Genomic DNA, 13,730 nt, shown 5'->3' with positions numbered 1-13,730 from the left:
CCGCTGAGCACGGCACCCGGGTGTCGGGCAGGGCGCGCCGCTGTACGCGCGCGTCCTGTGACGCCCCGTTCGGGCCCGTCGGATCCGGCTTGCACCATCCCTGTTGTGTTGTCCCGGGCGCATGCCGCGCCCGGGACTTTTTTACGCCGGTGCCGGCCTCAGAACCAGACGCGCACGCCGGCCACCCAGCGGGTATCACGCGCACGCTCGCCGGCGGCCTGGTGGTAATCGGCGGTATCGCCGAAGAGGCGTTCGTGGCTGATGCCGATGTACGGCGCGAAACGCCGGTTGAACTCGTAGCGCAGGCGCAGCCCGGCTTCCACTTTGTTCAAGCCGCTGCCGGTGCCATGGCGCGGATCGTCCTTGGCCGCGAGCGTGGCCTCCAGCAACGGCTGCAGGATCAGGCGGTTGGTCAACAGCAGTTCGTACTCGATCTCGGCGCTGGCCATCACCTGACCCCCTTCGCCCACATAGGCGGTGGCCGAGGTCTCGAACTTGTACGGTGCCAGGCCCTGGATACCCAGCGCCGCCCACGTGCGCGAATCGCCGGGGCCGAGGTCCTGCTTGACGCCCACCAGCACATCCCACCACGGTGACACGCTGCGCCCGTACAGCACTTCGACATCGGCCGCTTCCGTACGCCCGCTGCTGCGCTCGCCTTCGCTGCGCACCCACACCCGGTGGATGTTGCCGCCCACCCAGCCGCTGGCTTCCCACGCCTGGCCGTTGCCGTGCTGGCCATCCCACTGCTCCAGGCGGTTGACCAGCAGCATGCTGTGGATCGTCGGGGGGTGTTCCATCGCACCATGTTCGATGGGCGGGAACGCGGCGAGGCGGTCGGCGGCGGTGACGGCGGGAATCGGCTCCCGCGGTTCACTCGGCGCGGCCGTCTTGTGCGCGGCGTGGTCCATGCTCCCGTGATCCATTTTTGAATGGTCCATCTGGCTGTGATCCATGCTGCCGTGGTCCATTTTCGAGTGGTCCATCTGGCTGTGGTCCATGCTGCCGTGGTCCATTTTCGAATGGTCCATCTGGCTGTGGTCCATGCTGCCGTGGTCGACCGGCGGATCCACCGGCATTTCTTTGGTGGCCGTGGGTGCAGCAGCGGTGCCGTGCGCATGCGACTGCGCCCAGGCCGGGATGGTCAGCGCGATCAGCAGCGCGGCGGTGAGCAGGCGGCGGGTTGGCGTGGGGAAGCGGCTCATTCTTCGATCCTCACTTCGCGCATCATGCCCGCTTCCATGTGGTACAGCAGGTGGCAGTGGTAGGCCCAGCGGCCCAGCGCGTCGGCACGCACGCGGTAGGTGCGGCGGGTACCCGGGGGCATGTCGATGGTGTGCTTGCGCAGGTGGAACTGGCCGTCGGCATTTTCCAGATCGCTCCACACGCCGTGCAGATGGATCGGGTGCTGCATCATGGTGTCGTTGACCAGCACGATGCGCATGCGCTCGCCGTAGTTCAGGCGCAGCGGTTCGGCGCTGGCGAACGGGATACCGTCGAACGACCAGCTGAATTTCTCCATGTGGCCGGTCAGGTGCAGCTCGACCTCGCGGCTGGGTTCGCGGCCGTCCGGGTCATCGAACAGGCTGCGCATCGCGCCGTAGGTCAGCACGTTGCGGCCGTTGTCGCGCAGGCCGATGCCGGGGTCATCCAGCTTGGGCTCGGTGGCCATGCTCTGCATGTCGATCAGCGGGTTGCCTTTCTCGCTGGCCGGGTGGCGCGGGGCCTTGTCGCTGCCGCCGTGTGCGGCATGCCCCATGCTGGCACCGCAGCCGCCTTCCATGCCCTTCATGTCGTGGCCCATGCCGGCCATGTCATGGCCCATGCTGCCCATGTCGTGACCCATGTCGCCCATGGTCAGCAGTGGTCGCGGATCGCGGGCGGGAATCGGCGCCTGCAGGCCATGCCGCACCGCCAGGGTGCCGGCAGCGAAGCCGGTGCGGCCCATGTCCTGGCAGAAAATGGTGAACGCGTCCTGGCCGGTGGGCTCCACGATCACATCGAAGGTTTCCGCCGGCGCGATGCGGAACTCATCAATGCTGACCGGATGGATGTACTGTCCATCAGCGGCCACCACGGTCATCTTCAAGCCGGGGATGCGCACGTCGAAGTAGGTCATCGAGCCGCCGTTGATGAAGCGCAGCAGCACCTTCTCGCCGCTGCGGAACAGCCCGGTCCAGTTGCCGGCGGGCGCGGTGCCGTTGAGCAGGTAGGTGTAGGTGTGCGCGTTGATGTCGGAGATGTCGGTGGGGGTCATCCGCATCCGGCCCCACATGCCGCGGTCGGCGGTGGCCGCGCCCCAGCCGTCACGGCGCACGTCGCGCAGGAAATCGGGCAGGGTGCGCTTGTAGTAGTTGTCGAACTCGGCCAGCTTTTTCATGCGCCGGAACAGGGCGCCCGGGTCCATGTCGGTCCAGTCCGAGAGCATGATCACGTGCTCGCGGTCGAAGCGGTACGGAGCCGGCTGCAGCGGATCGATGATCAGCGCACCGTACAGGCCGGCCTGCTCCTGGAACATCGAATGGCTGTGGTACCAGTAGGTGCCAGACTGTTTGAGGGTGAAGCGGTACTGGTAGGCCTCGCCCGGGGCGATGCCGTTGAAGCTCAGGCCCGGCACGCCGTCCATGTTGGCCGGCAGCAGGATGCCGTGCCAGTGGATCGAGGTGGGGTGGGCCTGCAGGCTGTTGGCCACGCGCACGCTGACGGTGTCGCCTTCGCGCCAGCGCAGGATCGGGGCGGGCAGGCTGCCGTTGACGGTGATCGCCGGGCGGGTGCGGCCGGTGAAGTTGGCCAGCGATTCGCCGATGCTCAACTGGACGTCGGGTCCGCTGAGCACCTGCGGGGCGGTGGCCACGACCGGGCCGGCGGCAGCGAAGGCGCGGGCGGGCAGGCCGCTGGCCACCAGGCCGGCGACCACGCCACCGGCGGCAGCGCCCTGCACGAACAGGCGGCGCGACGGCATGGGCGGTGCGCCCGGGCCGGGGGGAGGGGAAAAGGACATTGCAACTCCGCATCGGATTCGAAAGGCACGCAGGTGCCATCAAGACGCGTACGCACGGGGGCGCACGGCATCGCTTCGCACAGGCGCTCGCAGTGAGCGCAGGCTCAGCCGATCGGAGGGCGGGTGATGCGGTCCAGGGGCGGCATCGGCAATGCCGCGCGGGTGTGGCCCAGGGGCGCCAGCGCGGGCGGCGGCGGGCTGGGCAGCCACGCGACGGACACGGTCAGGCTGGGCTGCTGCGCACAGCTGCGCAGGCAGTCCTTGATCTTGCAGTGGTCGCCATCGTGCGGCGCCTGCGTGCCGGCGGTGTCGGCAGCGGCGTGGTCGTGATGGGCGGGCATGGCAGGGGCCGGAGCATCGCCGTGGCAGGGCGCTGCGGGCTCGGCGCTGGTGGCATGCGCCATGGCCAAGGTCATCGGGCCGGCCATGGCGGCGTTCAGCCCGTTGAGCAACAGGCTGAGCATCAATACCACGCGCAGGAGCAGGCCACCGGGGGTCATGGGCGCCACCCTAGCGCCAAACCGGGGCGTGCGCACCTGTGGCTGAACGCGGCGTTCAACTCTGGAGGCGTATCCGTGGGGGCGCAGGTGGGCATCAGCCTTCCTCGCGGACGATCTCGACCAGGCGCTCGCCGTAGCGGGCGAGCTTGGTGCCGCCGATGCCGCCGACCTTGCCAAGCGCGTCGATGCTGGTAGGGCGCTGTTCGGCGATGTTGCGCAGGGTGCTGTCGTGGAAGATCACAAAGGCCGGTACGTTCTGTTCCTTGGCCAGTTCGGCGCGCAGGCTGCGCAGCGCGTTGAACAGGACCAGGTCTTCGGGCAGCACGGACAGGCCGGTACGCTGGCCGCTGCGGTCGCGCTCGCGGGTCTTGGGGCTTTCGCGGCGCATCATGACCTTGCGCTGGCCCTTGAGGACCTCGCGGCTGCCGTCGGTGAGGCGCAGGCCGCCGTAGGCCTCGGTGTCCACTTCGAGCAGGCTGGCGGCCACCAGCTGGCGGAACACGCTGCGCCAGGTGCGGGCGTCGAGGTCCTTGCCGATGCCGTAGGTGCTGAGCTCGCTGTGGCCGAACTGGCGGATCTTGTCGTTCTCGCCGCCGCGCAGGATGTCGATCAGGTGGCCCACGCCGAAGCGCTGGCCGCTGCGGTAGACGCAGCTGAGCGCTTTCTGGGCGGCCACGCTGGCATCCCAGGCGTCGGGGGGTACCAGGCAGTTGTCGCAGTTGCCGCAGGGCTGGGGGTAGGTTTCGCCGAACCCGGCCAGCAGCACCTGGCGCCGGCACTGCATGGATTCGCAGTAGCCGAGCAGGTGGTCGAGCTTGTTGCGTTCGAGGCTTTTGCGTTCTTCGCCGGCCTCGGACTGTTCGATCATCTGCTTGAGCAGCACCACGTCGCCCAGGCCGTAGCAGAGCCAGGCTTCGGCGGGTTCGCCGTCGCGGCCGGCACGGCCGGTTTCCTGGTAATACCCTTCCATGGACTTGGGCAGGTCGGTGTGGGCGACGAAGCGGACGTCGGGTTTGTCGATGCCCATGCCGAAGGCGATGGTGGCGCACATGACGATGCCATCCTCGCGCAGGAAGCGGCGCTGGTTGGCGGCACGCACTTCAGCGGGCAGGCCGGCGTGGTAGGGCAGGGCGTTGAGGCCTTCCTTGCACAGGAATTCGGCGGTTTCCTCGACCTTGCGCCGCGACATGCAGTAGACGATGCCGGCTTCCTGGCGGTGGACTTTGAGGAAGTCGAGCAGCTGGCGCTTGGCGTTGTCTTTCTGGACGACGGTGTAGCGGATGTTGGGGCGGTCGAAGGAGCTGACGAAGTGCTGGGCGCCGGTGAGGTCGAGGCGTTCGGCGATTTCGCGCTGGGTGGGCGGGTCGGCGGTGGCGGTGAGGGCGATGCGCGGGACGTCGGGCCAGCGTTCATGCAGGACGGTAAGCTGGCGGTATTCGGGCCGGAAGTCGTGGCCCCACTGGGAGACGCAGTGGGCTTCGTCGATGGCGAACAGGGCGATGCGGCTGCGCGAGAGCAGGGACAGGAAGCGGCCAGTGAGCAGGCGCTCGGGGGCGACATAAAGCATGTCGAGCTCGCCGGCGAGCAGGTCGCGTTCGACCCGGGCGGCGGTGTCGCCATCGAGGGTGGAATTGAGGAATTCGGCGCGCACGCCGAGCTGGCGCAGGGCTTCGACCTGGTCCTGCATGAGGGCGATGAGCGGGGAGATGACGATGCCGGTACCCTCGCGGAGGAGGGAAGGCACCTGGTAGCACAGCGACTTGCCGCCGCCGGTGGGCATCAATACGAGGGCGTCATTGCCGGCAGCGACATGTTCAACGATCGCCTGCTGCGGACCGCGGAAATCGTCGTAACCAAAAATGCGGCTGAGCAGGTCGTGCGCGGGGCTGGAAGGCATCGCACTAGTTTACCCCGCGACGCGGGCCGGCCGTGTCCTCCAACAGCGGATCAGTGGGTAGGGGCTTGCCCACTGGCCTCCCCAAGCCGAATCTCAAGCCAAGGCCGGAGCCAGAGCCAGAGCCGAAGCCCATGGTTTCACTGCCGATGGTTGGCGCGGGGTGGGTGGGTTGGCGGGACACGCCGTAAATCCATCCCTGGAGGCTCGTGGGCGCCATCCATGGCGCCCAACGGTCCCGCCAACCCACCCACCCCACGCCCCGACAGTCTTCCGGCGCGTATGGGGGTAGAGCTGAAGGCAAAGGCGGAGCCGAGGGCAGAGGCTGAGCCAATGGCAAAGGCAAAGGCAGAGGCAAAGGCAGAGGCAAAGGCAGAGGCAGAGGCAAGGGCAAAAGGCAGAGGCAAAGGCAAAGGCAAAGGCAAAGGCAGAGCAGAAGCCAGAGCCAGAGCCAGAGCCGGATTTCTTTCGCCAATCGCTGGAAAAGGGGCCCAAAACGCAGAACAGGCGCCACCGGGCGCCTGTTCTGCATGCTTCTATCTCTTCCCAACCGCCGGATGCACAAATCCATCTGGGCGAGGGTTCCAGCCCCTTGCCGGGACCGTTGGGCGCCATGGATGGCGCCCACGAGCCTCCAAGGATGGATTTACGGCGTGTCCCGGCAAGGGGGTGGAACCCTCGCCGCGCGCAGATAACAGAAGCGCCAGCGAGACTTACTGCAGCAACGACCGCAACATCCAGGCGTACTTCTCGTGCGTCTGCAGGCGCTGGGTCATCAGATCTTCGGTGGGTGCGTCGTCGGCGTCGTCGGCCACGTCCAGCACCTTGCGCGCCGTCCGGCACACCGCCTCGTTGGCGGCCACCAACTGGCGTACCATCTCACGCCAGTCCGCACTGTCGGTCAGGCCCGGTTCCTCGGCGATCGAGGTCAGGGCCGCGAACTCGCGGTAGGAGCCCGGGGCATTGAAGCCCAATGCGCGGATACGTTCAGCGACGTCGTCCAGGGCTGCCCACTGCTCGGTGTACTGGGTCTCGAACATGGTGTGCAGCGAGTTGAACATCGACCCGGTGACATTCCAATGGAAGTTGTGCGTCTTCAGGTAGAGCGTGAACGCATCGGCCTGGAACGATGCCAGCCCATCGGCAATCTTCTTGCGATCGCCTTCCTTGATCCCGATATCAATATTCGGGGCCGAAGGGGCGGCCGACGCCAGCTTCTGCTTACCGGTCTGGGTCTTCTTCACCGGTGTCTTGGTCTTCGCCATGGGGGGATTCTCCTTGTGGAATGGATGGCCTTCACAATAGATCAGACTAACCTTTCAGTAGTAATCAAAGTTCTAACCGATTCGATTGATGAGCACTATCGACAAACAATCTGCTTCCCGCCTGCGCCAACAGCGCGCCGCGATCGACGCTGGCATGAGCCGTGACCGTGGTCGCCTGCTCGGCCTGCTCTCGCGTTGCCAGTCCAAGCCCAACGATGCCGGCGTGGCCGCCGCGTTCGAACAGGCCCTGCAGGCCTCGGTGCAGCGGCGCGAAAGCCGCGCCCGCCACCTGCCATCAATCAGTCTGGACGACAGCCTGCCGATTGCGCGTGAAGCCGAACGCATCACCGCCCTGATCCGCGACCACCAGGTCGTGGTGATTGCCGGTGAAACCGGCTCGGGCAAGACCACCCAGCTGCCCAAGTTGTGCCTGGCCGCCGGTCGCGGCGTGGCCGGCATGATCGGCTGCACCCAGCCGCGACGGATTGCCGCACGTGCGGTGGCCACCCGCGTCGCGCAGGAACTGAAATCCGAACTGGGCACGGTGGTGGGCTACCAGGTGCGCTTCACCGACCGCGTCGGCGACGAAACCCGCATCAAGTTCATGACCGACGGCATCCTGCTGGCTGAAATCAGCAGCGACCGCTATCTGTCCCAGTACGACACCCTCATTGTCGACGAGGCGCACGAGCGCAGTCTCAATATCGACTTCCTGCTGGGCTATCTCAAGCAGCTGCTGCACAAGCGCCCCGACCTGAAGCTGATCGTCACCTCGGCGACCATCGACACCTCGCGCTTCGCCGAGCATTTCAACGATGCGCCGGTGATCAGCGTCGAAGGCCGCACCTTCCCGGTGGAGGTGCGCTACCGCCCGCTGGAAGGCGAGGGCGGGGGTGACAAGGAGGGCGGGCGCGATGGCGAGCGCACCGTCAACGAGGCCATCGTGGCCGCGGTGGACGAGATCACCCGCATTGATCCGCGCGGCGACATCCTGATGTTCTTCCCCGGCGAACGCGAGATCCGCGACGCGCACCAGGCGCTGGAACGGCGCAAGTACCGCGAAACCGAGGTGCTGCCGCTGTATGCGCGGCTGTCGGTGAAGGACCAGGACGAAGTCTTCAACCCCGGCAGCAAGCGCCGCATCGTGCTGGCCACCAACGTGGCCGAAACCTCGCTGACGGTGCCGCGTATCCGCTACGTGGTCGATCCCGGCCTGGCCCGGGTCAAGCGCTACAGCCCGCGCCAGAAACTGGACCGGCTGCATATCGAACCGGTGTCGCAGGCCAGCGCCAACCAGCGCAAGGGCCGTTGCGGGCGCGTGTCCGAAGGCATCTGTTACCGGCTGTACTCGGAAGCCGATTTCCAGTCGCGCGATGCATTCACCGATCCGGAAATCCGCCGCTCCAGCCTGTCCGGGGTAATCCTGCGGATGCTGCAGCTGGGCCTGGGCCGGATCGAGGATTTCCCGTTCCTGGAGGCGCCCGATGAGCGCGCCATCGCCGACGGCTGGCAGCAGCTGGGCGAGCTGGGCGCGGTGGACGACCAGCGCCGGCTGACGCCGGTCGGGCGGCAGATGGCGCGGTTGCCAGTGGACGTCAAGCTGGCGCGGATGCTGGTGGCCGCGCAGGCCCAGGGCTGCCTGCGGCCGATGCTGGTGATCGCCTCGTTCCTGGGCATCCAGGAACCGCGCGAGCGCCCGCCGGAAGCCCGTGGCGCGGCCGATGCCGCGCACGCGCTGTTCGCCGATGGGCGGTCGGAATTCGTGGGCGTGCTGCGCCTGTGGGATGGCTACCGGCAGGCCCACGAGGACCTCACCCAGTCCAAGCTGCGGGGCTGGTGCGAGCGGCATTTCCTGGGCTTCCTGCGCATGCGCGAATGGCGCGAGCTGCATCGCCAGCTGCGCGTGCTGTGCGAGGAACTGGGCTGGACCGAAGAACCGGCCGCCAGTGCGCTGGACCCGTTGCTGGCCGGTTCGTCGGCGCCGGCCCCGGCGCGCGATGACGAAGCCAAGGCCAAGGTGACGCGCGGCCAGCAGCACCGCGCCGCGCGCCTGGCCCGCGAGGGCAAGAGCGAGCCGGCCGCCCCGGCGCCAGCCACTGCGCCGGTCGTGGAGGGCCGCGAGGCGCGCAGTGCCTTCAGCGAGAAGGTGCGTGCCGCGGCCTATCAGACCCTGCACCGTGCGCTGATTGCCGGGCTGCCCACGCAGATCGGCCATCGCAGCGACAAGGGTGATTTCCTTGCGCCGCGCCAGCGCCGCTTCCTGCCGTTCCCCGGCTCGGTGCTGGCCAAGCGGCCGCCCCCGTGGCTGCTCACCGCGACGCTGCTGGACACGCAGAAGATCTGGGGCCTCACCAACGCAGCGATCGAACCGGACTGGGTGATCGCCGAGTTGCCGCACCTGCTGCTGCGCAAACACTTCGACCCGCATTGGTCGCGTGCGCAGGGCCAGGTGCTGGCGTCGGAGCAGATCAGCCTGTTCGGGCTGGTGCTGGCACCGAAGAAGCCGGTGCACTACGGTCGCATCGCCCCCGGCGAGGCGCACGACATCTTCGTCCGCCAGGGTTTGGTGACCGGCGAGATCAACACCCGCGCCAGCGTCATCGCCGACAACCTCACCGTGCTTGAACAGGCGCGCGAGGAGGAGGCCAAGCTGCGCCGGGCCGGTATCGTCGCCGACGAAGCCTGGCAGGCGCGCTGGTACCTGGACCGGGTGCCGTCGGAGATCCACTCGGCCACCGCGCTGGATACCTGGTGGAAGGGCCTGACCCCGGAGAAGCGGCATGGCCTGGCCTGGTCGCTGGCCGACCTGTTGCCCGGCGAAGGCAGCGATGCCGAGCGCTATCCCAAGTACCTGCCGCTGGGCGACGCACGCCTGGCGCTGCATTACCGCTTCGAGCCGGGCAGCGACGACGATGGCGTCAGCCTGGACGTGCCGCTGCACCTGCTCAACGCGCTCGATGCCGCGCGCCTGTCGTGGCTGGCCCCGGGCTTCGTCGCCGACAAGGCATCGGCGTTGATCCGCAGCCTGCCCAAGGCGATGCGTCGCAACTACGTGCCTGCGCCGGATTTCGGGCGTGCCTTCGCCGAAGCGTTCCCCGACCCGAGTGCCGACGACATCCGCGGTGAGCTGGCGCGGTTCCTGTCGCGGGCCACCGGTGCCCAGGTGGCGGCCACCGATTTCGACCTGGCTGCGCTGGACACCCACCTGCACATGAACCTGCGGTTGTTCGACGCGCAGGGCAAGCTGCTGGCCAGTGCCCGCGACCTGGATGCACTGCGCGCACGCTTCGGCGGGCAGGCCGGCGAGGCGTTTGCCGCCCGCGCCGGGCGCGCGCTGGCGGTGGAAGGCCTGCGCGATTTCCCGGCCACGCCGATCCCGGTGCAGGTGCCCGGCGAAGCCGGCGTTCCCGCTTACCCGGCGCTCGTGGATACCGGCGAGAGTGCGGCGCTGCGGATCTTCGCCGACCGCAACGAAGCGGCCGAGCAGCACCCACACGGGGTCCGTCGCCTGTTCGACATTGCCCTGGCCGACAAGGCCAAGCAGGCACGCAAGCAGCTGCCCGTGCCGCCCAAGACCGGGCTGCTGTACGCCGCGATCGAATCACAGGAGCGCCTGCGTGGCGACCTGGTGGATGCCGCCTTGAACGCGGTGCTGGCCGACGGCCTGGGCGATATCCGCGACCCGGCCGCCTTTGCACAGCGCCGCGATGCGGCCGGCAAGGGGTTGTTCGCCGAGGCGATGGCGCGGCTGAAGCTGGCCGAGAACATTCTGGCCCACGTGGCCGAGCTCAAGCCGTCGCTGCAGTCCACGCTGATGGGCTGGGCGCGCGGCAACCTGGACGACCTGGAGCAGCAGCTGGCCGGGTTGGTCCACCCCGGGTTCCTGCGGGATACCCCGGCCGATGCACTGGCCCAGTATCCGCGCTACCTGCGCGCGATGATCCTGCGCAGCGAACGGGCCAAGCGCGACCCACCGCGTGACCAGGCACGCATGCTGGAACTGCGGCCGTTCATCGACGCATTGGACGAGGCCGAGCGCCGCGGTCTGCGCCAACGCCCGCAGTGGCAGGCGCTGCGTTGGGACCTGGAGGAACTGCGGGTGTCGTTGTTCGCGCAGGAACTGGGGGCCAAGACCGGCATTTCGGCCAAGAAGCTGGCGCAGCGGATGGACGCATTGCGCCAGCTCTGAGAACGCCCCGCGCCCGGGTCGACGCCTCGCCTACTTGGTGCGGTGGACCTTGGCGCGGGTGTTCACACCTTCCACGCGCAGGTACCAGACGCCCATGACGCCGGGGCTGATGGACACCGCCGGATTGGTCTTGCGCACGCCGGAGAGCACGGTGTCGTCTTCCTGCTCCCATTCCTGGCCATTGGCCAGAACGAACGTGCGCGCCTTGCCAAAGCCGCGGAACTCGCCCTGCAGGGTGCTGGTGATCGGCTCGTTGCTGCCGAAGTCGAAGAAGCCGCGGTTCTTGACGATGACTTCCTGGCGGCCTTCCTCACGCGCCTGTTCGCGGACCTGCTCACGCACCTGCTCGCGCGTATCGGCGGCCACCGCCGCCACCTTGCCCTGCAGCCAGCCGTTGAGCGCGGTCAGTTCGGCCGGGCTGAGCTTGTCCAGGCCGGCGGCCTTGAACTCGGCCGGCGACATCTGCTGCTGCAGGTCACCGTCGACCACGCGCTGGGCAAGCGCCGGGCTGGCCAGGCTCAACAGGACGGCCGCACTGGCCAGCAGGCGAAGACGCGAAAAGCGCATGGCAGATCTCCTTGGGTTTGCCGCAGTGTAGGGCCAGCGGGGTGGTGTTGGCGCGGGCCCGGCATGACGACATGCCGGCCGATGCGGTGGTTTTGATTGTCCGCGACCGGCCTCGGCGCTAGTGTAGGGGTCTCTGTCTTGCCTGCACGATGCTGTGAACCGCGCTTCTGTCCCCGGCCTGGATGCCTTATTGAACCGACCCTCGGCGGCGTCGCTGCCGCCCGCCCTGCGCGAGGCGCTGCTGCAGCGCTGGCAGCTGCCCGATGCCGACGCGCAGATGCACTCCAGCTGGTCGGTGCTGGCCGATACGCTGGATGCGCTGGCGCTGCTGTCGGCCGATGAAAGCGCGCTGCTGGCCACGCTGCTGTTCGACCTGCCCGGGTTGCGCGCCGGGCTGGACACGCTGCCGCTGGGGACGCTGAAGCCGGCGGTGGCTGGCCTGCTGGACGGCCAGGATGCGGCCGACCAGGTCTGGGCGCTGCACGCCGGGCGCGATGCCGGGCGCAACAGCGAAGGCCTTCGCCGGCTGCTGTTGTCGATCATCCAGGACCTGCGGGTGGTGCCGATCCTGCTGGCGCGGCAACTGGCGCGCATGCGCGGCGCCGACCGCCTGCCCGAAGAAGAGCGCCGGGCACTGGCCCAGCTGACCCGTGACATCCATGCCCCGCTGGCCAACCGGTTGGGCATCTGGCAGCTCAAGTGGGAACTGGAAGACCTGGCCTTCCGCCACCTGGAACCGGACACCTACCGCCGCATCGCGCGTGAAGTGGACGAGACCCGGCTGGCGCGCGAGCGCTACGTCGAGACGGTCAAGAAGGTGCTGTCGCGCGAACTGCTCGCCCAGGGCATCAACGCGGAGGTCAGTGGCCGCCCGAAGCACATCTACAGCATCTGGCGGAAGATGCAGAAGAAGAAGCTCGCCTTCGAGCAGCTCTACGACATCCGCGCGGTGCGCGTGATGGTGCAGGACGTGGCCGCCTGCTACGCCGCGCTGGGCGTGGTGCATTCGCTGTGGGCGCCGGTGCCGAGCGAGTTCGACGATTACATCGCCCGGCCCAAGGCCAATGACTACCGCTCGCTGCATACGGCGGTGATCGGTCCGGACGGGCGCACCATCGAAGTGCAGATCCGCAGCCACGACATGCATGCCCAGGCCGAGCTTGGCGTGGCCGCGCACTGGCGCTACAAGGAAGGCAGCAAGGGCGCGGAGAAGGCGTTCGACCGCAAGATCACCTGGATGCGGCAGCTGCTGGAACACGCCCAGGACAGCCCCGCCGGTGAACTGGCCGGTGCCCTGGATGCCGAGCTCACCGAAGACCGGGTGTACGCGCTCAGCCCCAAGGGCGAGGTGATGGATCTGCCGCAGGGCGCCACCCCGCTGGATTTCGCGTACCACGTGCACACCATGGTCGGGCACCGTTGCCGCGGGGCCAAGGTCAACGGCCGCATCGTGCCGCTGACCTACCGGCTGCGCAGCGGCGACCGCGTGGAAATCCTGACTTCCAAGGAAGCCGATCCACGCCGCGACTGGCTGCTGGCGTCCAACGGTTTCCTGGCCAGCAACCGTTCGCGCGAAAAGGTGCGCGGCTGGTTCCACAAGCTCGATCGCGCCCGCAATGTGCAGGCCGGTCGCGACCTGCTCGACCGCGAACTGAAGCGGCTTGGCCTGCAACATGCCGACCTTGCCGTGGCGGCGAAGAAATTCCATGCCGACAGCGTGGACGACCTGTACATCCAGGTGGCGCTGGGCGACACCGGCCCCAACCAGGTCAGCCGTGCGCTGCTGGAAGCCGAGCGCGCCGCCAGCCAGCCTGCTGCCCCGGCGTTGCCGCGCCCGACCGCGCGCCGCGACAGCCTGGGCAAGTCCAAATTCACGGTGCAGGGCGTGGGCAACCTGCTGGTGCAGCTGGCGCGCTGCTGCCAGCCGGTGGCCGGCGAACCGATCGTCGGCTACCTCACCCGCACCCGCGGCGTGACCGTGCACCGCACCGACTGCGCCGCGCTGGCGCGGTTGTCGGCGGCCAGCCCGCAGCGGATCCTGCCGGTGGAGTGGGGCCAGGCCGGCGGTGGCTATGAGGTAGACGTGGTGGTCGATGCGGTAGACCGCCGCTGGCTGCTCAAGGACATCACCAACCTGATCGCCCAGGAAGACGCCTACGTGCTGGATATCCACAGCGACAACGTGCGCAACAGCGGGCGCGCGCATCTGCGCCTGCGCCTGAAGGTCAGTGACTACGGCCAGCTCTCCACGCTGCTGGGCAAGCTGGATGCGCTGCCCGGTGTCAGCGATGCCCGGCGTCTAGGCTGACATCAC

At 68.2% G+C, this 13,730-nt stretch carries 8 protein-coding genes; 2 read left to right on the top strand and 6 right to left on the bottom strand.

Annotation, left to right across the window (positions count from 1 at the left end; translation table 11 throughout):
- Positions 1-158 precede the first annotated feature (158 nt).
- The 5 genes from AC6CHL_RS05200 to AC6CHL_RS05180 form a co-directional block, all read right to left on the bottom strand.
- On the bottom strand, positions 159-1,205 hold the full coding sequence (locus AC6CHL_RS05200; RefSeq protein WP_498293648.1) for a copper resistance protein B: 1,047 nt from the start codon (positions 1,203-1,205) through the stop codon (positions 159-161).
- Complete coding sequence (locus tag AC6CHL_RS05195) at positions 1,202-3,001, bottom strand: copper resistance system multicopper oxidase (RefSeq protein ID WP_038686756.1); 1,800 nt, start codon at positions 2,999-3,001, stop codon at positions 1,202-1,204. Before AC6CHL_RS05195 ends, AC6CHL_RS05200 begins: the two co-directional genes overlap by 4 nt.
- Positions 3,002-3,105: 104 nt before the next feature.
- On the bottom strand, positions 3,106-3,501 hold the full coding sequence (locus tag AC6CHL_RS05190) for a CopL family metal-binding regulatory protein (RefSeq protein WP_038686758.1): 396 nt from the start codon (positions 3,499-3,501) through the stop codon (positions 3,106-3,108).
- Between the two features lie 94 nt (positions 3,502-3,595).
- Positions 3,596-5,398, bottom strand: coding sequence for a DNA helicase RecQ (recQ, locus tag AC6CHL_RS05185; RefSeq protein WP_038686760.1), 1,803 nt, complete (start codon positions 5,396-5,398; stop codon positions 3,596-3,598).
- Positions 5,399-6,108: 710 nt separating this feature from the next.
- Entirely contained in the window at positions 6,109-6,660 is a 552-nt protein-coding gene (locus AC6CHL_RS05180) for a Dps family protein (protein ID WP_038686762.1), read from the bottom strand.
- Between the two features lie 88 nt (positions 6,661-6,748).
- Here AC6CHL_RS05180 and hrpA point away from each other — a divergent pair, with 88 nt between their 5' ends.
- Positions 6,749-10,849 (top strand): ATP-dependent RNA helicase HrpA, encoded by a 4,101-nt coding sequence (gene hrpA / locus AC6CHL_RS05175; RefSeq protein ID WP_498293645.1) that lies wholly within the window; start codon positions 6,749-6,751, stop codon positions 10,847-10,849.
- Positions 10,850-10,879: 30 nt separating this feature from the next.
- On the opposite strand, the gene AC6CHL_RS05170 is transcribed toward hrpA, so the two are convergent.
- Entirely contained in the window at positions 10,880-11,416 is a 537-nt protein-coding gene (locus AC6CHL_RS05170) for a hypothetical protein (RefSeq protein ID WP_498293644.1), read from the bottom strand.
- Positions 11,417-11,570: 154 nt separating this feature from the next.
- Here AC6CHL_RS05170 and AC6CHL_RS05165 point away from each other — a divergent pair, with 154 nt between their 5' ends.
- Positions 11,571-13,724, top strand: a complete 2,154-nt coding sequence (locus AC6CHL_RS05165; protein WP_038686768.1) for a RelA/SpoT family protein — start codon at positions 11,571-11,573, stop codon at positions 13,722-13,724.
- Positions 13,725-13,730: the final 6 nt, after the last annotated feature.

The organism is Stenotrophomonas sp. GQ19 (assembly GCF_059758695.1).
The sequence above is the reverse complement of the archived record's forward strand: the minus strand, read 5'-3'. Positions and strand labels throughout refer to the sequence as shown.